Below are 20685 nucleotides of genomic sequence, written 5' to 3' on the forward strand. Positions count from 1 at the left end.
CCAAACAACACCTTACAGACTAACCATTGCGGCAAGCTCTCCGTAGGACAAGGTCCCGGGGAGCTTTTGCTTCCTTTGAGCACGTATCGCCGCATCCGAGAGGAGCTTGACTATGAACGCAACCGCGACGGTGCCGCCGCTTCACGCGTGGACGCCCCGGGCGCTCTATATACACATTCCGTTTTGCACGAACAAATGCTACTACTGCGACTTCAACTCTTATGTGGCCGCCGGCCAGCCGATCGACGCCTATCTGGACGCGTTGGAGCGGGAAATGGAAAATACGGTCCAGGCGCTTCCGCCCGAGACGATCGGCAAAGTATTCGTCGGCGGCGGCACGCCCACCGTGCTGAATCCCGGTCAGATGACGCGTTTTCTCGAATCGGTAAATCGCCATTTTCCGATCGCTGCGGGCGCCGAGTTCACGATGGAAGCGAACCCGGGCACGACCGATCCGGACAAGCTCGCGGCGATGCGCGCGAGCGGCGTCAACCGGATCAGCTTCGGCGCGCAGACGTTCGACAATACGCTGCTCGCCGCGATCGGCCGCATCCACGAGGCGGACGACGTCGTGAACAGCATCGCGAACGCCAAGGCGGCCGGCTTCACGAACCTGTCGATCGACCTTATGTTCGGACTGCCGCGCCAGACGCTGCAGCAGCTGGCCGACAGCGTGGAGCGGGCGCTCGAGCTGGATCTGCCGCATTACTCGCTGTACAGCCTGAAGGTGGAGGAAAACACGCTTTTCCATCGCTTGTACGAACGCGGCGAGCTGCCGCTGCCGGAGGAGGACGTCGAGGTCGAGATGTTCGCGCATTTGCGCCGCCGGCTGACCGAGGCCGGTTACGGACATTACGAGATCAGCAACTTCGCCCGGCCAGGCTTCGAGAGCCGGCATAACTCCGCCTATTGGCACAACGAGCCTTATTACGGGCTCGGAGCAGGCGCTCATGGATATGCGCTGGGCGAGCGGCATCTCAATATTAAAGGCGTGCAGCCGTACATTGATGCGGCGCTGTCGGGACTGCCTCGCCTTGAGCGCAATGCCGTCCCTGCGAAGGAAGCGATGGAAGACTTCATGATGGTCGGGCTGCGGCTGCGGGCTGGCGTGCGGGATGCCGACTTCGCGCTTCAATTCGGCGGAGCTCGATTGACCGACGTGTTCGGTCCCGTGCTGGACAAGCTGTTGGCGCAGGGGCTGCTCGAACGGACGCCCGAGGATGACGGATACCGTCTGAGCGAAGCTGGCGTGCCGCTGGGCAACGAGGTATTCGGCGCGTTCCTGGCATAGGTGAAGGCGGGCACGCAGTGAAAGGACGAGTTAGCAAGAAAAACCGTTTAACTCGGTGTGAACGGTGGCGCGGGGAACGAATGATTACGGAGGAGGGGATCGATGTGGACTGCAGACCGGGATGCGGCGCGTGCTGTATCGTCGTCTCCATTTCTTCTCCGATTCCGGGGATGCCGGACGGCAAGCCTGCGGGCGTACGCTGCGTGCAGCTCGCGCCGGACAATCGCTGCTCGCTCTTCGGCCGACCTGAGCGGCCGGCGATCTGCGGGCAGCTTCGACCGTCTGCCGAGATGTGCGGCGCCCGCAACGAAGACGCATTCGCATATTTAGCGGAGCTGGAACGGATCACCGCTCCATAAATGCTAAACGAAACATCCCTGGCATACGTAGTATGCAGGGATGTTTTTTTGCAGACCGTGGGCTAGGACGACACTTTTAGGTCCGAGTTTGCAGCTTTCTCTTCATTCGAAGGTTGTCCGACGGATGGCTTGGCGGCGTGCTTGGACAATATTTGAGGTCCTTCGCGCTGCCAGATGTTCAGAAAGGCTTTGACGACGTCGGGATCGAATTGCGTTCCTGCATGTTTCCGAATTTCCTCTATCGCAAACGAAATGTCCAGTTCTCCTCTATACACTCTCCTGGAGGTCATCGCATCGAAAGTATCGGCCACGGCCATAATTCTAGCTGCAATCGGAATGTTAGAATGCCCGATCCGGCTCGGATAGCCGCGTCCGTCAAATCTCTCATGATGATGAAGAATCATATCCAAAATGCCGGAGCGTTTAAGATGGGAGATGTGGTTTAACATTGCATAGCCTGTAAGGGGATGCTGCTTAATGATTTCAAACTCCTCGTCGGTTAGTCTGGATGGTTTGAGCAAAATATGCTCGGGCACGCCAATCTTCCCGATGTCATGAAGAATTCCTCCAATATAAATGCGCTCGCACGCCAGCTTGGACATATTCATTTCTTCAGCGATTTTCTTCGAATAATAAGCCACGCTATCCGAGTGATCAGCCGTATAATGATCTCTTGAATCCAGGGCCTTAGCTAATGTAAATGTGAGCTGAAGCATATTTTGCTTCTGCCTATTGTAATACAAGATCATAAACGAAATAGAAGAAGAGGTTAAGAAATACGTAACGACTAGGGTGAAGACTCTCAAGATGAATTCATCCTGTTTGAATAGAACCGGCTCTTGCTCCAAATAAACGCGAAAGAAAACAATGAGAACGACGAGAATGCTGCGAATCCAGGTTTCCTTCCAAAAAGACAGACCTAACAATAAGCTGAGTATTAAATAAGCAAATTGGAACAGGATGTAATTTTCAAAATAGATGTCGATCGCAACAACGGCAAGAAATGCGATTCCGAATAAGAAGCGGCCTGTATACTTATTGAGAATAAAGGTTTCCGCATAATGGGCAATGTAGTTTTTCATAGGATCGCGTACCTCGCTGATAGGTTGACGCTGTAAGTTTACTCGATATTGTCAAAATCGACCAGCCTAAGTTGAAATGCGGACCCGAATGTACGGTGGTGCGAGAGGAGGAGGCTAGCCGCCTCCTCCTACTCCGCTTCTATCATTGCCTGCGGCTCACCTTCCCCTCAGCTCCGCGTCCTTCGGCAGCAACAGCGTGAATATCCCGAGCAGCGGCAGATAGGCACAAATATGCATGACCGTCGATATGCTGGTGTGGTCGGCGATCTCGCCGAGCAGGGCGGAGCCGAGTCCGCCGAGGCCGAACGCGAGACCGAAGAAGAGCCCGGATACGAGGCCGATCTTGCCCGGCAGCAGCTCCTGCGCGTATACGACGATGATCGAGAAGGCGGAGGAGAGCACGAACCCGGCGCAAACGCACAATACCGCGGACCAGAACGGGTCGGCATAAGGAAGCGCGATCGAGAATGGCGCGGTGCCGAGAATCGACAGCCAGATGATGTTGCGCCTGCCGAACCGGTCGGCAAGCGGGCCGCCGATGAAGGTGCCTGCCGCGGATGCGACGAGGAACGCGAACAGATACCACTGCGCGGCTTGCTTGCCTACGCCGAAGTCGTCGATCAAGTATAACGAGTAGAAGCTAGTGAAGCTAGACAGGTACACGTGCTTGGAGAAAACGAGCAGGACCAGAATGCCGACCGACATGCGCACTTTGCCGACGGTGAGCTTGCTGGCGGATTGTACGGACTGCGCCGTCTTTTTCGGCTTGGGCGCCGCGCCGACGGCGGCGTACCAGCGTGCGACCAGCGTCTGCAGCACGATCCCAGCTACGGCCGCGACGATGAATAAAAGGACCCCTTTTTGCCCGAGCGGGATGAAGATGGTGGCGGTCATGACGGGACCGAGCGCGCTGCCGATGTTGCCGCCGACCTGGAAGATCGACTGCGCCAATCCGCGGTTGTTGCCCGCGGCGAGGTAGGCGACGCGCGAAGATTCGGGGTGAAACGCGGCCGAGCCGATCCCGATGGCGGTGACGGACAACAGGACGGTCGCGAAGTTCGGCGCGAGCGCGAGCATGACGACGCCGAGCAGCGTGAAGCAGACGCCGAGCGGCAAGATGAAGGGACGCGGCTTCTTGTCCGCGAACCAGCCGACGAGCGGCTGCAAAAACGAGGCGGTAATGTTCATCATAAAAGCGATGAGGCCGATTTGTCCGTAACTCAGGTGCTGCGACTCGCGCAGCACCGGGAACAGCGCGGTGACGGTCGATTGCATCGAATCGTTGAGCAGGTGAACCGTGCTGATCATGTACAGGATCGGAAACACGGTGGCGCTGACGGGCAGCGCGCGGGCGACTGCGGTTTTCATGTGCGAGGTTCTCTCCCTTTGATCTTCATTCGAGTCCGTATTCGTCGCGATAGCGTTCGAGCAGCTTCTCGTAGTCGCCGCCGTACGCGCGTTCGAGCTCGGGGCCGAAGTCCCGCTCGATGTCCATCATCATGACGTCGTGCTGGAACGCCTGCTTGAGGACATGCGCCACGGCCGGGTGGTTCGTCTCGAGCGCGGTCGATTTGCCGGCGGCGCCGAAGCTGCCGATGAATCCTTCTTTCCAGTCGCACAGCACGTAATAGTCTCGCGCGTCCCGGGGCAGCCACATCTCCATCCGTTTGTGCGTACGCACGCGCTTAAGCTTCGACCTGACCTGGCCCAGCGTGATCGCCACGACGACGACGCCTCTCGCTTCGGCATCCAGCAGCAACGGCTCGAACTCCGCGAAGTCCTCGCTCCAGATGTCGACGACGATCGAGCGTTCCGCGCTTGCGATTATTCGCCGAAGAGAGGATCGGATGTTGGTTTCGCCTGACCAGTTATAGAAGGAAGCCGCCGCCGGTTGCGGCTTAAGCTCCTTGACGAGCACATCGGCGATCTCGTCGAATTCCGAGCGGAGCATACGGATGACCTGGCCGATCGGCACGGCGCCGTACATAACCGGATCACCTTCCGCGGCTCTGCATACGCCTTTGTCCACGAGAGACCGCAGCGCAGCGTAGACGTTCGTTCGCGATACCGAAACGCGCTTGGCGACCTCGTAGCCCGAGAGGGCCGCTTCCTCGTGAAGCGTCAGATAGCAGCGAGCTTCCAACTCGGACAATCCGAGCCGTTTTAGTCTTTCGATCAAGGGACGACCGCCTTCCTTGTTAGTCGTATTTTAAAATACTACTTCGTGATCGCTATTATGATGGGGTAAATAATATATTGTCAATCCCTAATTGCAATTCAGGCGACAGGCGCGGATAAGGCTATAAAAATGGTATTGAGAATTCATTCGTATTCATGTATATTTATTCACATCATCTTATTAGGGGCGCCATCGGCGCGGACGGAAAGTAGGGAGACCATGAACATAACGATCGTGAGCCGCAAGGCGAGGCCGGAAGACGTAGAGGCGCTGTTCGAATTGATTCAGGGATATGCGGAAAAAGGAATTATGCTGCCGCGATCGAGAGAAGCCCTGCTGCGCCATATCGATTCCTTCGTCGTAGTCGAGGATGCCGGCAAGCTGATCGGCTGCGGTTCGTTGTTCCGTCTTGGCTCCGATCTGGTCGAGATCCGTTCGCTCGGGATGTGCGAGGGATATAAGGGCATGGGCATCGGCTCGCGCATCGTCGACGCTTTGATCGAAGAAGCGCGCCGCATGAATATACCGAAGGTCATGGCGCTTACGTATGAAGTGAAGTTCTTTTTGAAAAACGGCTTCACCGTCGTCGAAAAAGAGATTTTTCCGGAAAAAGTATGGACGGACTGCGTGCACTGCAGCAAGCGCAACAACTGCGACGAGATCGCTGTCGTACGCATATTGGAATAGCAGGCAGATCGCCATCGGGCGATCGCCCTAATCTATGCCAAACCGCATCGGTCGTCTTGACACGGCAGGCGCGGTTTGGTATTTTTGTAATAGTGATTAGCACTCATGATCGTTGAGTGCTAACGACGGCGAGGAGGGGAACGATTCATGCTCAGCGAGCGTCAACGTATGATTTTAAGCGCCATTGTAGACGACTACATCCGCTCGGCGGAGCCCGTCGGCTCGCGCAGCATCTCCAAGCGCAGCGATGTCTCGTTCAGCCCCGCCACCATCCGCAACGATATGGCCGATCTGGAGGAGCTCGGGCTGCTCGAGCAGCCGCATACGTCGGCCGGCCGCATTCCTTCCATTAAGGGTTATCGTTATTACGTGGATCATTTGATCCGGCTCGGCGGCGTGAAGGAGCAGGACGTCAAGCGTCTGCGCGGCCTGGTCGCGGAGAAGATGAACCACTGGGAGGGCGCCGTCAGTCATGCCGCGACGATCGTGTCGCAGCTGACCAATTATACGTCGATCGTGCTCGGACCGGACTCGTTCCATACGAGCCTCAAGCACTTCCAGCTGCTGCCGCTGACCGAGACGACGGCGGTCGCCATCGTCGTCGCCAATACGGGGCACGTGGAGCACCGGACCATCACGCTGCCCGAGGGCGTAAGCATGGACGATATGCGCCGAATCGCGAGCCTGCTCAACGACAAGCTGACCGGCGTTCCCTTTTACAAGGTGAAGACGGTGCTGTATACCGAGGTGGCCAACGAGCTTAGCAGTTACATCGACCATTGCGAGCATATTTTGACCTTGCTCGAGGATACGCTGAAGGAAGAGACCGAGCCCAAAGTGTACCTGAGCGGCGCGACCAACATCTTGACGCAGCCGGAGTTCAAGGACGTCGACAAGGTCAAAGGCATCCTGGACGTGCTCGAGGAGACGCCGCGCCTGATGCAGTTGTTTCAGTCGTTGTCCGAGGGGATACAGGTACGCATAGGGACGGAAAACGGCGTAGAGGCGATCAACCAATGCAGTCTCGTGACGGCGACGATCACGGCGGACGGCCATTTGCTCGGCACGATCGGCATATTGGGACCGACGCGCATGGAGTACGGCAAGGTCATCGGCCTGCTGGATTATTTGTCCGGGGATTTGACCCGTCTTTACAACCGATTGTACAAATAACGCGCGAACGCGCAAAATGAATTCGATGAGGAAGGAGCCGAAGCAATGGATCAGGATTTGAAGCAGGAGCCGCACCTTGACGCGTCGGAGCAAGCCGCGCCCGAGGCGGAAGAAACGGTAGAGGCGCAAGCCGAACAAGCGTCGGCAGCGCCGGAGGACGATCGTTTCGAGGAGTTGAAGCGCCAAGCCGAGGAGGCGTACCAGCGCCAGCTTCGCGTGCAGGCCGACTTCGACAACTATCGGCGCCGCACGCTCAAGGAGACGGCCGACCTGCAGAAGTATGCTTCGCTCAAGCTCTTGACGAACCTGCTCCCCGTGCTCGACAACTTCGGGCGCGCGCTGCAGACCTCGTCCGAAGGATCCGAGAGCGATTCTTTCGTCAAGGGCATCGATATGATCAACCGCCAGCTTTGGCAAGTGCTTGAGGCCGAAGGGCTGAAGGCGATGGAGCCGGTCGGCCAGCCGTTCGATCCCGAGCTGCACCAGGCGATCATGCAGGTGGAGTCCGAGGAATACGAAGAAGGCACCGTCGTCGAGGTCGTCCAACCGGGCTACTGGCTGAGCGACAAGGTCATCCGTCCCGCCATGGTCAAAGTTAGCGGGTAATTTCTACTTAACCGAATTTCAAATTAACCGAATTTCAAATTCACGCATTTTAAGACTGGAGGACTTGAATCATGAGCAAAGTTATCGGCATCGACCTGGGTACTACCAACTCTTGCGTAGCGGTCATGGAGGGCGGCGAAGCCGTCGTTATCCCGAATCCGGAAGGCAACCGCACCACCCCGTCCGTCGTAGGCTTCAAGAAGGACGGAGAGCGCATCGTCGGCGATACGGCGAAGCGCCAGGCGATCACGAACCCCGACCGTACCGTCATCTCGATCAAGCGTCACATGGGCACGAACCACAAGGAATCGATCGACGGCAAGGACTATTCGCCGCAAGAGATTTCCGCGATCATTTTGCAAAAGCTGAAAGCCGACGCCGAAGCTTATCTCGGTCAGACGGTATCGCAAGCCGTTATCACCGTTCCCGCATACTTTAACGACAGCCAGCGTCAAGCCACGAAGGACGCAGGCGCCATCGCAGGTCTCGAAGTGCTGCGTATCGTCAACGAACCGACGGCTGCGGCGCTTGCGTACGGCCTCGAAAAAGCCGAAGATCAAACGATCCTCGTGTTCGACCTCGGCGGCGGTACGTTCGACGTCAGTATCCTCGAGCTCGGCTCCGGCTTCTTCGAAGTCAAAGCGACGAGCGGGGACAACCACCTGGGCGGCGACGACTTCGACCAAGCGGTCATGGAATGGCTGTCCGCCGAGTTCAAGAAGGAGCAGGGCATCGATCTCCTGAAGGACAAATCGGCCGTTCAACGTCTGAAGGACGCAGCCGAAAAGGCGAAGAAGGAACTGTCCGGCGTTCTGCAAACGACGATCTCCCTGCCGTTCATCACGGTCGTCGACGGCGTGCCTCAGCACTTGGAGATGAACCTGACCCGCGCCAAGTTCGACGAGATCACGTCCTCGCTCGTCGAGCGTACGATGGGCCCGACGCGTCAAGCGATGTCCGATGCGGGACTGTCCGCTTCGCAAATCGACAAGATCGTGCTGGTCGGCGGTTCCACGCGGATTCCGGCCGTCCAAGAAGCGATCAAGCGCCTGACCGGCAAAGAGCCGCACAAGGGCGTTAACCCGGACGAAGTCGTCGCGCTCGGCGCCGCGGTTCAAGCGGGCGTCCTGACGGGCGACGTCAAGGACGTCGTACTGCTCGACGTCACCCCGCTGTCGCTCGGCATCGAGACCGCCGGCGGCGTTCTGACGAAGATGATCGACCGCAACACGACGATTCCGACGAGCAAGTCCCAAGTGTTCTCCACCTTCGCGGACAACCAGACGCAGGTCGAGATTCACGTGCTCCAAGGCGAGCGCGCCATGGCGAAGGACAACAAGACCCTCGGCCGCTTCAACCTGACCGACATCCCGCTGGCGCCGCGCGGCGTGCCGCAGATCGAAGTCACGTTCGATATCGACGCCAACGGCATCGTCAACGTCTCCGCGCTCGACAAGGGCACGGGCAAGAGCCAGAAGATCACGATCACGTCTTCGGGCGGTCTATCCAAGGAAGAGATCGAGCGCATGCAGAAGGAAGCCGAGCTGCACGCCGAAGAAGACAGCAAGCGCCGCGAGCTGATCGAAGCGAAGAACAGCGCCGACCAACTGGTCTATGCGGCCGACAAAGCCGTCAAGGATCTGGGCGACAAGGTCGACGCTTCCGAGACCGCGAACGTCGAAGCGGCGAAGGAAAAGGTCAAGAAGGCGCTCGAGACCGACAACCTCGACGAGATCAAAGCCGCTTCCGACGAGCTGTCCGGCATCGTGCAGCAGCTGTCCGTCAAGGTCTACGAGCAGGCGGCCCAAGATGCCCAAGCCGCGCAAGGCGAAGCCGGCGGCGCTGATGCAGGTTCCTCCTCCGCGAAGAAGGACAATGTCGTCGACGCCGATTACGAAGTCGTGGACGAAGACAAGAAATAAAGCATAGATACCGGCTGCCGGCGGCAGCGAGTAGTCAAAGCCGGTTCCGCTTGGCGTTGCCTCTACGGCGCGCGGCGGAACCCGCTTTGACTTTGTCATGGAGATGGAGGTTGAATAGTGGCGGACAAAAAGGATTTTTATGAGGTGCTCGGCGTCGGCAAGGGCGCATCCGCGGACGAGATCAAAAAGGCTTACCGCGGCCTCGCGCGCAAGTATCACCCCGACGTGAACAAGGCGGCCGACGCGGAGGCCAAGTTCAAGGAAGTCAAGGAAGCGTACGATACGCTGAGCGACGATCAGAAGCGCGCCCGGTACGACCAGTTCGGCCATGAGGACCCGATGGCGGGAATGGGCGGCGGACAGGGCGACTTCGGCGGCGGCTTCGGCGATATTTTCGATATGTTCTTCGGCGGCGGCGGCGGCCGGCGCGACCCTAACGCGCCGCAGCGCGGCAACGACCTGCAATATACGATGACGATCGAGTTCAAGGAGGCCGTCTTCGGCAAGGAGCTCGACATTACCATTCCGCGCACCGAGAGCTGCGACCACTGTCACGGCAGCGGGGCCGAACCCGGCTCCAAGGTCGATAACTGTCCGACCTGCCGCGGCACCGGCCAGCAGGAAGTCGCGCAGAATACGCCGTTCGGGCGCATCGTCAACCGCAGAACCTGCTCGACCTGCGGCGGGCGCGGCAAGATCATCAAGGATCGCTGCAAAGTGTGCTCCGGCAGCGGCCAGGTGAAGAAGCAGCGCAAAATCCACGTCAAGATTCCGGCGGGCGTAGACGACGGCTCGCAGCTTCGCGTTAGCGGCGAGGGCGAAGGCGGCACGCGCGGCGGACCTGCGGGCGACCTGTACGTCGTTCTGCGCGTCAAAGCGCACGACTTTTTCGAGCGCGACGGCGACGACATCTACTGCGAGGTGCCGCTCACGTTCGCGCAGGCGGCGCTCGGCGACGAGATCGAGATCCCGACGCTGACCGAGAAGGTCAAGCTCAAGATTCCGGCGGGCACGCAGACGGGCACGTTCTTCCGCCTCAAAGGCAAAGGCGTGCCGAAGCTGCGCGGCTACGGCCAGGGCGACCAGCACGTCAAAGTGACGGTGGTCACGCCGACGAATCTGAACGACGCGCAGCGGGAGCTGCTTCGCGAATTCGGATCCACGACGGGCGAGTCGACCCACGAGCAGCACCAATCGATTTTCGAGCGCATGAAAAAAGCGATTTTGGGCGATTAGTCCGATGAAAAGAAGCCGATTCTCCCTCTATGTGCGCGACATGGGGAGTCGGCTTCTTTTGCGCGTTCGCGGATCCGCGCGTAATCTCGCCTGCCCGTGCATAAGCCGCCGCCGATCGCGCATCCTATACGGCGACTGCATGCATTTTATTCGCCATTACGGGAGGATCGACACTGATGGGCAAGCGGAACAAGCGTAACGAACAGTTACCGGTGGCGAGAGTCGAGGACGTCGAGTTCGCGGCGGATCGCGCGGACGCGGACGATCTGGAAGCGCTGCAGCGCTCGGAGGAAGCCGACCGCCGGGCGCAGCAATACGAAGGGACGTGAGCGACGTGGACAAGACGACGCTTGAAGCGAGCTTCGACTCGCAGGAGGAAGCTGAAGCCGCCGTTCGCAAGCTGACGGCGCTTCGCGGGGACCGCTTCCGCATGGAGAGCGCGGCTGCGGGCGCGGACTTCGGGTCCAAAGCAAGCCGCAAGGACGCGATCGCGAGCGGCGTAGCGAGCGCGATGCTATACGGCGGAGCGGAGCTCGAGGCGGCGGAGGAGCTCGGCGGGAACGCGGCGGAATACAGCCCGGCGGCGTCCAAGGCGGCCGCGATCCACCTGACCGCCGACATTCCCGGCGAATCCGTCGAGCAGGCGCGCAGAGTCATACAAGACACGGGCGGCACGCTCGCTTAGCGATTGAGGTTGACAGCGCCCGTTAATATCAATAAACTGTCTGTAACTCATATGCATTTACGTTGAAGGAATCAGTAGCTGCCTCGTCCCTGTCTCAGAAAGCCGGGGGTCGATGAGACCCGGTACATACGCTGGCCAGCGAATTACGTTCTGGAGTAACCCGGGTAATGCCGGGCGGAGTGGCGATCGATATCTCGCCGAGAGCGGCATCCATGGCGCGCGTACGCGCGGCGTCCATCGGTGCAATTTGGGTGGTAACACGGTGGTCCAATCGTCCCTATGTCTATTTAGACTAGGGGCGATTTTTTATTTTCAGCCAAGGGGAGCGGGTACCAATGAGCATGAACATTATCGACGAACTCGAATGGCGCGACGCGATCAATCAACAGACCGATGCGGAAGGCCTTCGCGAATTGACGTCCCAGAAGGCGGTCTCGCTGTACTGCGGCGTGGATCCGACGGGCGACAGCATGCATATCGGGCATTTGATCCCGTTCATGGTGCTGAAGCGGTTCCAGCTGGCCGGCCACCGTCCGGTCATCCTGATCGGCGGGGCGACCGGCACGATCGGCGATCCGAGCGGACGCACGACCGAGCGCTCGCTGCAGACGCTGGAGCAGATCCAGGCGAACGTAGAGGCGCTCGCGGCGCAGCTCACCAAGCTGTTCCTCACGGAAGACGCCAGCCAAGCGCCGATGCGCATCGTCAACAACTATGACTGGACGCACAAGATCAACGTCATCGATTTTTTGCGCGACTTCGGCAAAAACTTCAGCATCAATTCGATGCTGGCCAAGGACGTCGTGGCGAGCCGGCTCGACAGCGGCATTTCCTTTACCGAATTCTCGTACCAGATCCTTCAGTCGCTCGACTACCTCCACCTGTACCGCGAAGAGGACGTCCAGCTGCAGATCGGCGGCTCCGATCAGTGGGGCAACATTACGAGCGGTCTCGATTTGATTCGCAAAAAGGAAGGCGCGGAGGCGAAGGCATTCGGCCTGACGATCCCGCTTATGCTGAAGGCGGACGGCACGAAGTTCGGCAAAACCGCGGGCGGCGCCGTGTGGCTGGATCCGAACAAGACGACGCCGTACGAGTTTTACCAGTTCTGGGCCAACACCGACGACCGAGACGTCGTCAAGTACCTCAAGTACTTCACGTTCCTGTCCAAGGAGCGGATCGACGAGCTGGCGGAGAAGGTACAGACCGAACCGCATAAGCGCGAAGCGCAAAAAACGCTGGCCGAGGAAATGACGCGGTTCGTGCACGGAGAAGATCTTCTCGAGCAAGCCAAGCGCATCACGGACGCATTGTTCAGCGGAGATATCAAGGCGCTGACCGCCGACGAGATCGAGCAGGGCTTCAAGGAAATGCCGACCTTCGAAGCGACGCAGGAAGCGAAAAACATCGTCGACTGGCTGGTAGATCTGAAGATCGAGCCTTCCAAGCGCCAAGCGCGCGAGGATATCACCAAAGGCGCGATCTACTTGAACGGCGAACGCGTCAACGATCTGGAGCTGGAGGTGTCGGCGAGCCACGCGATCGGCGGCCGGTTCGTCATTATCCGCAAGGGCAAGAAAAACTACAGTTTGGTGAAAATCGTCTAGCAAGTCGTTCGGCTCGCGCTTTTGCTTCCCGTTCCGAGCTAGATGTATAATGGGGGCTAACGACGAGTCGTCTAGGGGGAAATCGGATTGCGTTGGTTTGAAATTACGATCGTGGCAAACGAGCAAGCACAGGAAATGGTCGCTCACTATATGCATGAATTGGGCGCAGGCGGCGTATCCATAGAGGAATCGTGGTCGCCCGACAAGCCGAGGGACACGTCGCTCGGGCAATGGTACGACAAGCCGCTGAACGACATTCCGGCAGGCCTTGCCGTTATCGCGGGCTATTTTCCGGAAGACATCTACGGCGAGACGCTTGTCGCCGAGCTGTCGGAGCTGCTGCGCGGCCTGCCCGAGTTCGACTACGACGCCGGGGCGTTCACCGTGCAGACCCGCGAGGTGAACGAGGACGACTGGGCGCATGCTTGGAAAAAGTACTTCAAGCCGCTGCCGGTATCCGAGCGGCTCACGATCAAGCCGACCTGGGAGGACTATACGCCGCGCGAGGACGAACTCATCATCGAGCTGGATCCGGGCATGGCGTTCGGTACGGGGACGCATCCGACGACGGCGCTCTGCCTGCGCACGCTCGAAGGCGCGATCAAAGCGGGCGACACCGTCATCGACGTCGGCACCGGCTCCGGTATCCTCGCGATCGGCGCGATGAAGCTGGGCGCCTCGCGCGTGCTCGCGCTCGACCTGGACCCGGTGGCGGTGTCCAGCGCGACCGAGAACGTAAGGCTGAACGATCTGCAGGACGATATCGAGGTTCGGCTCAGCGACCTGCTCGGCGTGCTGCGCGACGGCGAGACCGCGGGCGGCGATGCTGTCGCTTCAAGGGTCGTGCCGCCCGTCGATCTCGTCGTCGCCAACATTCTCGCGGAGATCATTCTGCTCTTTATCGCGGATGTATTCGACGTGTTGAAGCCCGGCGGCATCTATATCGCCAGCGGCATTTATAAGAACAAGGAAGAGGACGTCGAGGCGGGGCTTCTCGCGGCCGGCTTCGAGATCGTCGATCGCGTGCGGCAGGACGATTGGATCGCCTTCGTCTGCGGCAAGCCGAAGGGAGAGGACGAATGAGCTTTTTTTGGTTTCCGCTGAACGAGCTGCCGTTCGTCCTGCTGACGATGCTCGTCGCGTTCACCGTGCACGAGTTCGCGCACGCATGGACGGCTTATAAGCTCGGCGATCCGACCGCCTACGAGCAGGGGCGCGTCACGCTGAACCCGATGGCGCACCTGGATCTGTTCGGCATCCTGTTCCTGCTCGTGGCCGGCTTCGGTTGGGCGAAGCCGGTGCCGGTCCGGCGCAGCCGGTTCAAGCGTCCGCGCCTGATGAGCATCGCGGTCACGGCGGCGGGTCCGATCAGCAACCTGGTTTTGGCTTTTCTCGGCTTATTCATTTATTTGCTGCTCGTAAAGGTCGGCGCGCTGGATCAATTCGCGACGCGGGAGACCGTATGGACGTTTTTTAGCTATTTCGTGCCGATCAACGTGATGCTTTTCCTGTTTAACCTGATCCCGCTGCCGCCGCTCGACGGCTACCGGATCGTCGAAGAATTCGCGCCGCTGCGGCTGCGGCTGAAGATGATGCAGTTCGAGCAGTGGGGCATGTTTTTGTTCCTGTTGTTCGTGTTCCTGCCGCCGCTCAAGGCGGTGACGCTGACGCCGCTGTTTTCGCTCGGCCGTCCGATCATCGACGGGATGACGGACGCCTTCGTCAGTTTACTCCAGATTACATCCCCTTTTTTACCGGTCTAATTCATCGTCTCAGGAATGAGAACTTCCGATTTCGCGCTTCGCGCGGGACGGAGGTTCTTGTTCGTTTGTCTCCTATATACCGCCGCGCTGCTTCCCGATTCGCGCGAGGGAGCCGGAAGCTAGCGCCTGAACGCGTTTCGAGGTATGATGGACGGTGGAACTTGAATCGATCGTGGAGGCTTCAAGCGAATGCAGCGTTACTTTATCGATCCCGGTCAGATCGACGGCGAGGCCGTCGTGCTGCTTGGGGAAGATGCCAGGCATCTGTCAACCGTCATGCGGGCGAAGGCCGGCGACGAGTTCATCGCCTGCGACGGGTCCGGTCGGGAGAGCCTGGCCGAGATCGTGAACATAGAAGGCGGACGCGTCGAAGGGCGCATCATGCGCGCGCGCGAATCCGAAGCGGAGATGGCCTGGCGCGTGACGGTCGCCCAGAGCCTGCCCAAGGGCGACAAGCTCGAGACGGTCATCCAAAAGGGGACCGAGGCGGGAGCGAGCGCGTTTTTGCCTTTCGTTTCGAAGCGCACCGTCGTTCAGTACGACGCGCGCAAGGAGGCCAAACGGCTAGAACGCTGGCGCAAGATCGCCAAGGAAGCCGCCGAGCAGGCGCATCGCGGCATCATGCCCGAGGTCGGGGAGGTCGCTTCCTGGAAGGAGCTGCTGGCTCGCTTCGGCGGCTTCGACCGCGTGCTGCTCTGTTATGAGGAAGAAGGGCGCAAGGGCGCCGGGCTGAGGCCCGAGCTCGAAGCGTTCGCAAGCCGGCTGCAAGGGGACGCCGAAGGCGCGCCTCGGCCGAAGCTGCTCGTCGTCGTCGGCCCGGAAGGCGGCTTCGACGAGGACGAAGCCAGGCAGGCGGAGGCTGCGGGAGCGGTCTGCGTCGGGTTGGGCAGGCGCATTTTGCGCACGGAGACGGCGGCGCTCGTCGCGCTGGCCGCGATCGGATACGAATCCGGAGAGATGGGGGAAGCTCGCCATGTCTAAGGTGGCATTTTATACGCTAGGCTGCAAGGTCAACTTCTACGATACGGAAGCGATGTGGCAGCTTTTTAAAAAAGAAGGCTACGAACAGGTCGACTTCGAGTCGCGCGCGGCCGACGTGTACGTCATCAATACGTGCACGGTGACCAATACCGGCGACAAAAAGAGCCGGCAGATCATCCGGCGCGCCGTGCGCCGCAACCCGGACGCTGTCATCGCGGTGACGGGCTGCTACGCGCAGACGTCGCCCGCCGAGATTCTCGCGATCGAGGGCGTCGACCTCGTCGTCGGCACGCAGGACCGGGACAAGCTGATGACGTACGTCGCGGACATCCAAGCCGAACGCAGGCCGGTCAACGCGGTGCGCAACATTATGAAGACGCGCGAGTTCGAAGAGCTCGACGTGCCCCATTTCGCCGATCATACACGCGCCTTCCTCAAGATTCAGGAGGGCTGCAACAATTTTTGCACCTTCTGCATCATCCCTTGGTCGCGCGGCTTGTCGCGCAGCCGGAATCCCGAGAGCGTCCTCGCCCAAGCGCGGCAGCTCGTCGCTTCGGGCTACAAGGAGATCGTGCTGACGGGCATCCATACGGGCGGCTACGGCGACGATCTGGAAAATTACCGGCTCGCCGACCTGCTTCGCGACTTGGACCGGGTAGAAGGGCTTGAGCGGATCCGTATCAGCTCGATCGAGGCCAGCCAGATCGACGACGCGATGATCGAGGTGCTGAACGGCTCGAAAAAAATGTGCAGGCATCTCCACATTCCGCTGCAGGCGGGCGACGACGAGGTGCTGAAGCGCATGCGGCGCAAGTACACGACGGCCGAGTTCGCGGACAAAATCCGGCGGATCAAGGCGGCGATGCCCGGCGTGGCGATCACGACCGACGTGATCGTCGGGTTTCCGGGCGAGACCGAGGCGCATTACGAGCGGGGCTACCGCTTTATGGAGGAGATCGGTTTCGCGGAGATGCACGTGTTCCCTTATTCCAAGCGGACGGGCACGCCTGCCGCGCGCATGGAGGACCAGGTCGCCGAAGAGGCGAAGCGCGAGCGCGTCCAGCAGCTGATCGAGCTATCCGAGCGAATGCAGGCCGAATACGCGGCTGGATGGGTAGGCGAAGTGCTCGAGATCATCCCGGAGCGCGGGGAAAAAGGTCCTGCGGGCAGCGGTCTGATGAGCGGCCATGCGGATAACTATTTGAACATCGTATTCAAGGGCGATCCGTCCCTCGTCGGCCGGCTGTGCCGGGTGAGGATCGTCGAAGGTGGCGCGAACGAATGCCGGGGCGAACTGATCGAGGCGCCGGCGGCAGGTCTAATGCCTGCCTTGCAGGCTTAATTTAGGAGGATAACGGAAATGTTGGAGATATCGGCAGGCGGCGTCGTATACCGCCAGAACGGCGGCAAGATCGAGATTCAGATGATCGAGGACCGCTTCGGCAAGACGACGCTGGCCAAAGGCAAGATGGAGCCCGGCGAAACCATCCAAGAGACGGCGCTGCGGGAGATTATGGAGGAGACGGGCATCCGCGGAGACATTCGCTCTCCGCTGTCCGTCATTCGCTATCAGTATGAAGCGGCGGACAGGGCGACCGTTCAAAAAGAGGTTCATTATTATCTCGTCGAGGCCGGAGAAGGCACGCTGCAGGCGCAAATCGAAGAGATCAAAGGCGTCGCCTGGTATTCTCCCGAGGAGAGCTGGCGGCTTCAGCGCAGCGGCGGTTACGACAACAACGACGAGGTGCTGCGCGAAGCGCTCCGGCAGCTCGGCTTCGAGCCCCAGGACGGCCATGTCGTCGCGGCGGGCCGCTTCCCGATCTGGACGCCGGGCCAATCGGTCGCTTCCTTTATCGACCATACGCTGCTCAAGGCGGAGGCCAGGACGGCGGACATCGAGCAGCTGTGCCAGGAAGCGCTCGCTTATCAGTTTTACAGCGTCTGCGTAAACGGCAGATGGGTGCGGCTCAGCCGCGAACGGCTTGGCGGCACGAACGTCAAAGTATGCGCCGTCGTCGGTTTCCCGCTCGGCGCTGCCGCGACGCGCGCCAAAGCGTTCGAGGCGGCAGCCGCCGTCGAGGATGGCGCCTCCGAGATCGACATGGTCCTGTCGATCGGCAAGCTGCTCGACCGGGACTTCGATTCGGTCCAGCGCGACATTTCCTCCGTCGTGCGGGCCGTTCAGGGCGGCGCGCTCGTCAAGGTGATTCTGGAGACGGGCGCGCTTACGGACGAGCTGAAGCGCGAAGCCTGCCGCCTGTCCGAAGCGGCCGGAGCCGATTACGTCAAGACGTCCACGGGCTTCGGCCCCGGCAAGGCGACGGAGGCGGACATCCGTCTCATGCGGTCGTCCGTGTCCGGGCATGTCGGCGTGAAGGCGTCGGGCGGCGTTCGCGACGCCGCGACGGCCGAAGCGATGCTGCTGGCCGGCGCGAGCCGCATCGGCACGAGCTCGGGCATCGCGATCGTCGGCGGCGACCCGGCGGCTGCCGGCGCGTACTGACGGGGCGCGACGCTGCCCGAGACGCCGAGGCGCCTGCGGTAACGATTAAGCGGCTGCGGGCAATGCCGGCTTGGCCGGCGGCTTGAACAAATAGGCGAGCGGCAGCGCCAGCAGCGAGCAAGCGACGTTGAAGATCGTCTGCGCGTGCGCGATCTGGGCAGCGGCATTGCCCGGAGCGACGTAAGCGGCGGCCGCGAGCAGCTCGTGCCGCAGCGGATAGAACAGCAGCACGCCGCCGATGTTCAGCGCGACCTGCGACAACGCGACGAGCTTGCCGCCGCGGCTGCCGCCAAGCGAGACGAGGAGCCCGGTCGCGCAGGTGCCGACATTGGCGCCGAGCACGATCGCGACGGCCGTGTCAGGGCTCATGGCGCCCGCGGACACGAAGCCCATCGACATGCCGATGACCGCGGCGCCGGAGTGAATGAGCGCGGTGAGCGCGGCGCCGCCGAGCACGCCAAGCGCGGGCTGCTGCGAGGCCATATCCATCATATGCGCGAACGTGCCCTGCTTCTGCAGCAGCGGTCCCATCGTGCGCAGCAGCGCAAAACCGGCGAGGAGCAGAGCGAAGCCCGCGAGCACCGCCCCGCCGAAGCGGCAGGAGTCGTGAACGCGGCGGGGGAGCGGCGGCAGCGCCCGCCATTCGCCGGACATCAGCGACAGGATCCACAGGCCTGTCCCCGCGCCGAGCAGGGGCAAACCATAGCGGTGGAGCTCGAGGCTCATGAGCTCCGTCGTCAGGCAGGTGCCGACGTTGGTGCCGAGCAGGATGCCGAAGCAGCGCGCGAACGGCAGGATGCCGCTGTTGACGAGGCCGATCGTGAGCAGCGTGACGGCGGTGCCGCTTTGCAGCAGGGCGCTCGATGCCGTGCCGAGGGCGAACCCGCGGAGCGGCGTCGACGTCGAGCGCGCGACGGCGAGCGCCATGCGGTCCCCGGCCCAGCTTGCGAGCGCGGCCTCCATCACCTTCATGCCGGAGAGCAGCAGCGCCAGGCCGACGACCGACAGCGAGATCAGATATAGCGTCATGGGATCGTTTCTCCTTTTGGGGTACATAGCCGTGAACGGCAGGGAAGACAGGACCGACCTGTCCCGTCTGGACCATCCTATGCGACAATCGTTTTAGACATGATAGAGAAAGGACTGAGCGCATGCCGACCGACAACAAGCCTTTTGCCGTGCTGAACCGCTCGCGCCGCCCGAGACTGGAGCTCGGCCACCCTTGGATATTCACCAACGAGATCGAGCGCACCGAAGGCGAGCCGGAAGCGGGCGGCCTGCTGGAGGTTCGCGACCACCGGGGACAATTCCTGGCGACCGGCTATTGGAACCCGGCTTCGCAGATCTCGATCCGGATCGTGGCTTACGGGCCGCTGGACGCGATGGACGAAGCCTTCTTCGAAGCGCGCTTCCGCGCCTGTCAGGACTACCGGGCGCGGTTCGCGCCCGGCGACGATTCGTGCAGGCTCGTATTCGGGGAAGCCGACTTCTTGCCGGGGCTCGTCGTCGACCGGTTCGCCGGCGTGCTCGTCGTCCAGGTGCTGACGCTCGGCATGGACAAGGCCCGGGGTGCGTGGCTTCCCGCTTTAGTGCGCGTGTTCTCGCCTAAGGGCGTTTATGAACGCAGCGACGTCGGCGTCCGCACGCTCGAAGGGCTCGAGGAGCGCACGGGCGTCCTGTACGGCGATTGTCCGCGCTACTTGCAGATCGTGGAGAACGGTCTGTCCGTCCAGGTCGATATCGAAGGCGGCCAGAAGACCGGCTACTTCTTTGACCAGCGGGAAAACCGCGCGGCGATCGAGCCGCTGATGAAGGGCTGGGGCAAACGGAGCGGCATCGCCGTCGAGGAACGCGCCACGGAAGAAGGCGTCAGGCCCGTGCCCGTCAACGCCAACGGCAGCGTCGTGACGTTCCCGTACTGGGACGGCGCTACCGTGCTGGAGTGTTTCGCGCATACGGGCAGCTTCACGCTCCATGCTTGCAAGTACGGCGCCAAGCGCGTCACCTGTCTCGACATCTCGGAGCACGGCATCGATACCGCCAGGACCAACGCGGCGAGCAACGGCTTCGAGGATCGCGTCGAATTCGTCGTCGCGGACGCGTTCGAATATTTGCGCGAACAGGTCAAGGGGCGAGAGGAACGCGCGGCGAGAGCCGGCGCAGGAGCGGAGGGCGCTGCCAAGAGCGCTAAGCCTGCGGCTAAAGTCGACACCTCCAAACCGCTGAGCAAGCAGGGGCGCACTTGGGACGTCATCATACTCGATCCGCCGGCGTTCGCCAAGACGAAGCGCGCGGTGCCCGGCGCGATTCGCGGCTACAAGGACATCAACCTGCAGGCCATGAAGCTGATCAACGAGGGCGGCTACCTGGTCACGGCGAGCTGCTCGTACCATGTCCGGCCGGAGCTGTTCATGGAGACGCTGCTCGAAGCCGCGCGCGACGCGGGCAAGGTGCTGCGTCGCATCGTCTGGACCGGCGCCGGGCGCGATCATCCGCAGCTGGTCGGCGTCGAAGAAGGGCATTACCTGAAATTCGGCATTTTCGAAGTCAGGAGCCGCAGAGAACTGTAATCGCATGAGCGCCGTCCGTCCGTTCCGCCTAACCGCGGGGC

General features: G+C 60.9%; 20 protein-coding genes. 16 read left to right on the forward strand and 4 right to left on the reverse strand.

Going from position 1 to position 20685, the window contains the following annotated elements; translation table 11 throughout:
* Positions 1-112 precede the first annotated feature (112 nt).
* Together hemW and BM235_RS15980 are read left to right on the forward strand one after the other, a co-directional pair.
* Entirely contained in the window at positions 113-1291 is a 1179-nt protein-coding gene (gene hemW / locus BM235_RS15975; protein WP_090114997.1) for a radical SAM family heme chaperone HemW, read from the forward strand.
* Between the two features lie 104 nt (positions 1292-1395).
* The gene (locus BM235_RS15980; RefSeq protein WP_199408955.1) at positions 1396-1650 is read left to right on the forward strand and encodes a YkgJ family cysteine cluster protein; all 255 of its coding nucleotides are present in this window, start codon (positions 1396-1398) and stop codon (positions 1648-1650) included.
* A 62-nt stretch (positions 1651-1712) separates the two neighbouring features.
* On the opposite strand, the gene BM235_RS32355 is transcribed toward BM235_RS15980, so the two are convergent.
* The 3 genes from BM235_RS32355 to BM235_RS15995 all read right to left on the reverse strand — a co-directional run bounded on the left by BM235_RS32355 (position 1713) and on the right by BM235_RS15995 (position 4911).
* On the reverse strand, positions 1713-2732 hold the full coding sequence (locus tag BM235_RS32355; protein WP_090115001.1) for an HD-GYP domain-containing protein: 1020 nt from the start codon (positions 2730-2732) through the stop codon (positions 1713-1715).
* Between the two features lie 156 nt (positions 2733-2888).
* On the reverse strand, positions 2889-4100 hold the full coding sequence (locus BM235_RS15990) for an MFS transporter (protein WP_090115003.1): 1212 nt from the start codon (positions 4098-4100) through the stop codon (positions 2889-2891).
* A 25-nt stretch (positions 4101-4125) separates the two neighbouring features.
* Positions 4126-4911, reverse strand: a complete 786-nt coding sequence (locus tag BM235_RS15995) for a TrmB family transcriptional regulator (RefSeq protein ID WP_090115005.1) — start codon at positions 4909-4911, stop codon at positions 4126-4128.
* Between the two features lie 219 nt (positions 4912-5130).
* Between BM235_RS15995 and BM235_RS16000 the strand changes: the two genes are divergently transcribed.
* The 13 genes from BM235_RS16000 (at position 5131) to deoC (ending at position 18074) form a co-directional block, all read left to right on the forward strand.
* A complete protein-coding gene (locus BM235_RS16000) occupies positions 5131-5598 on the forward strand; it encodes an N-acetyltransferase (protein WP_090115007.1) in 468 nt (155 codons plus the stop codon).
* Between the two features lie 147 nt (positions 5599-5745).
* Positions 5746-6771, forward strand: a complete 1026-nt coding sequence (gene hrcA, locus BM235_RS16005) for a heat-inducible transcriptional repressor HrcA (protein WP_090115011.1) — start codon at positions 5746-5748, stop codon at positions 6769-6771.
* A gap of 45 nt (positions 6772-6816) precedes the next feature.
* Positions 6817-7377: a nucleotide exchange factor GrpE gene (gene grpE / locus BM235_RS16010; protein WP_090115013.1), complete on the forward strand. Its 561-nt coding sequence runs from the start codon at positions 6817-6819 to the stop codon at positions 7375-7377.
* 71 nt (positions 7378-7448) lie between these two features.
* On the forward strand, positions 7449-9299 hold the full coding sequence (gene dnaK / locus BM235_RS16015) for a molecular chaperone DnaK (RefSeq protein ID WP_090115015.1): 1851 nt from the start codon (positions 7449-7451) through the stop codon (positions 9297-9299).
* Between the two features lie 117 nt (positions 9300-9416).
* Positions 9417-10535 (forward strand): molecular chaperone DnaJ, encoded by a 1119-nt coding sequence (dnaJ, locus tag BM235_RS16020; protein ID WP_090115017.1) that lies wholly within the window; start codon positions 9417-9419, stop codon positions 10533-10535.
* Positions 10536-10711: 176 nt separating this feature from the next.
* Positions 10712-10864, forward strand: a complete 153-nt coding sequence (locus BM235_RS16025; RefSeq protein WP_090115019.1) for a YfhD family protein — start codon at positions 10712-10714, stop codon at positions 10862-10864.
* Positions 10865-10869: 5 nt separating this feature from the next.
* The gene (locus BM235_RS16030; protein WP_143106687.1) at positions 10870-11220 is read left to right on the forward strand and encodes a hypothetical protein; all 351 of its coding nucleotides are present in this window, start codon (positions 10870-10872) and stop codon (positions 11218-11220) included.
* A 341-nt stretch (positions 11221-11561) separates the two neighbouring features.
* Positions 11562-12827 carry a tyrosine--tRNA ligase gene (tyrS, locus tag BM235_RS16035; RefSeq protein ID WP_090115449.1) on the forward strand — a complete coding sequence of 422 codons (1266 nt, stop codon included), beginning with the start codon at positions 11562-11564 and terminating at the stop codon, positions 12825-12827.
* A gap of 87 nt (positions 12828-12914) precedes the next feature.
* Positions 12915-13910, forward strand: a complete 996-nt coding sequence (prmA, locus tag BM235_RS16040; protein ID WP_090115023.1) for a 50S ribosomal protein L11 methyltransferase — start codon at positions 12915-12917, stop codon at positions 13908-13910.
* On the forward strand, positions 13907-14590 hold the full coding sequence (locus tag BM235_RS16045) for a site-2 protease family protein (RefSeq protein ID WP_090115025.1): 684 nt from the start codon (positions 13907-13909) through the stop codon (positions 14588-14590). Before prmA ends, BM235_RS16045 begins: the two co-directional genes overlap by 4 nt.
* A gap of 189 nt (positions 14591-14779) precedes the next feature.
* Positions 14780-15571 carry an RsmE family RNA methyltransferase gene (locus BM235_RS16050; protein WP_090115027.1) on the forward strand — a complete coding sequence of 264 codons (792 nt, stop codon included), beginning with the start codon at positions 14780-14782 and terminating at the stop codon, positions 15569-15571.
* On the forward strand, positions 15564-16913 hold the full coding sequence (mtaB, locus tag BM235_RS16055) for a tRNA (N(6)-L-threonylcarbamoyladenosine(37)-C(2))-methylthiotransferase MtaB (protein ID WP_090115029.1): 1350 nt from the start codon (positions 15564-15566) through the stop codon (positions 16911-16913). Before BM235_RS16050 ends, mtaB begins: the two co-directional genes overlap by 8 nt.
* Positions 16914-16931: 18 nt before the next feature.
* Positions 16932-18074: a deoxyribose-phosphate aldolase gene (gene deoC / locus BM235_RS32985; RefSeq protein ID WP_090115030.1), complete on the forward strand. Its 1143-nt coding sequence runs from the start codon at positions 16932-16934 to the stop codon at positions 18072-18074.
* A 45-nt stretch (positions 18075-18119) separates the two neighbouring features.
* On the opposite strand, the gene BM235_RS16065 is transcribed toward deoC, so the two are convergent.
* A complete protein-coding gene (locus tag BM235_RS16065) occupies positions 18120-19103 on the reverse strand; it encodes a Na/Pi symporter (RefSeq protein WP_090115042.1) in 984 nt (327 codons plus the stop codon).
* 122 nt (positions 19104-19225) lie between these two features.
* On the opposite strand from BM235_RS16065, the gene BM235_RS16070 reads away from it, so the two are divergent.
* A complete protein-coding gene (locus BM235_RS16070; RefSeq protein ID WP_090115044.1) occupies positions 19226-20644 on the forward strand; it encodes a class I SAM-dependent rRNA methyltransferase in 1419 nt (472 codons plus the stop codon).
* Positions 20645-20685: the final 41 nt, after the last annotated feature.

Origin of the sequence: Cohnella sp. OV330 (assembly GCF_900112065.1) — a bacterium.
In the GTDB taxonomy this organism is placed as follows: domain Bacteria; phylum Bacillota; class Bacilli; order Paenibacillales; family Paenibacillaceae; genus Cohnella.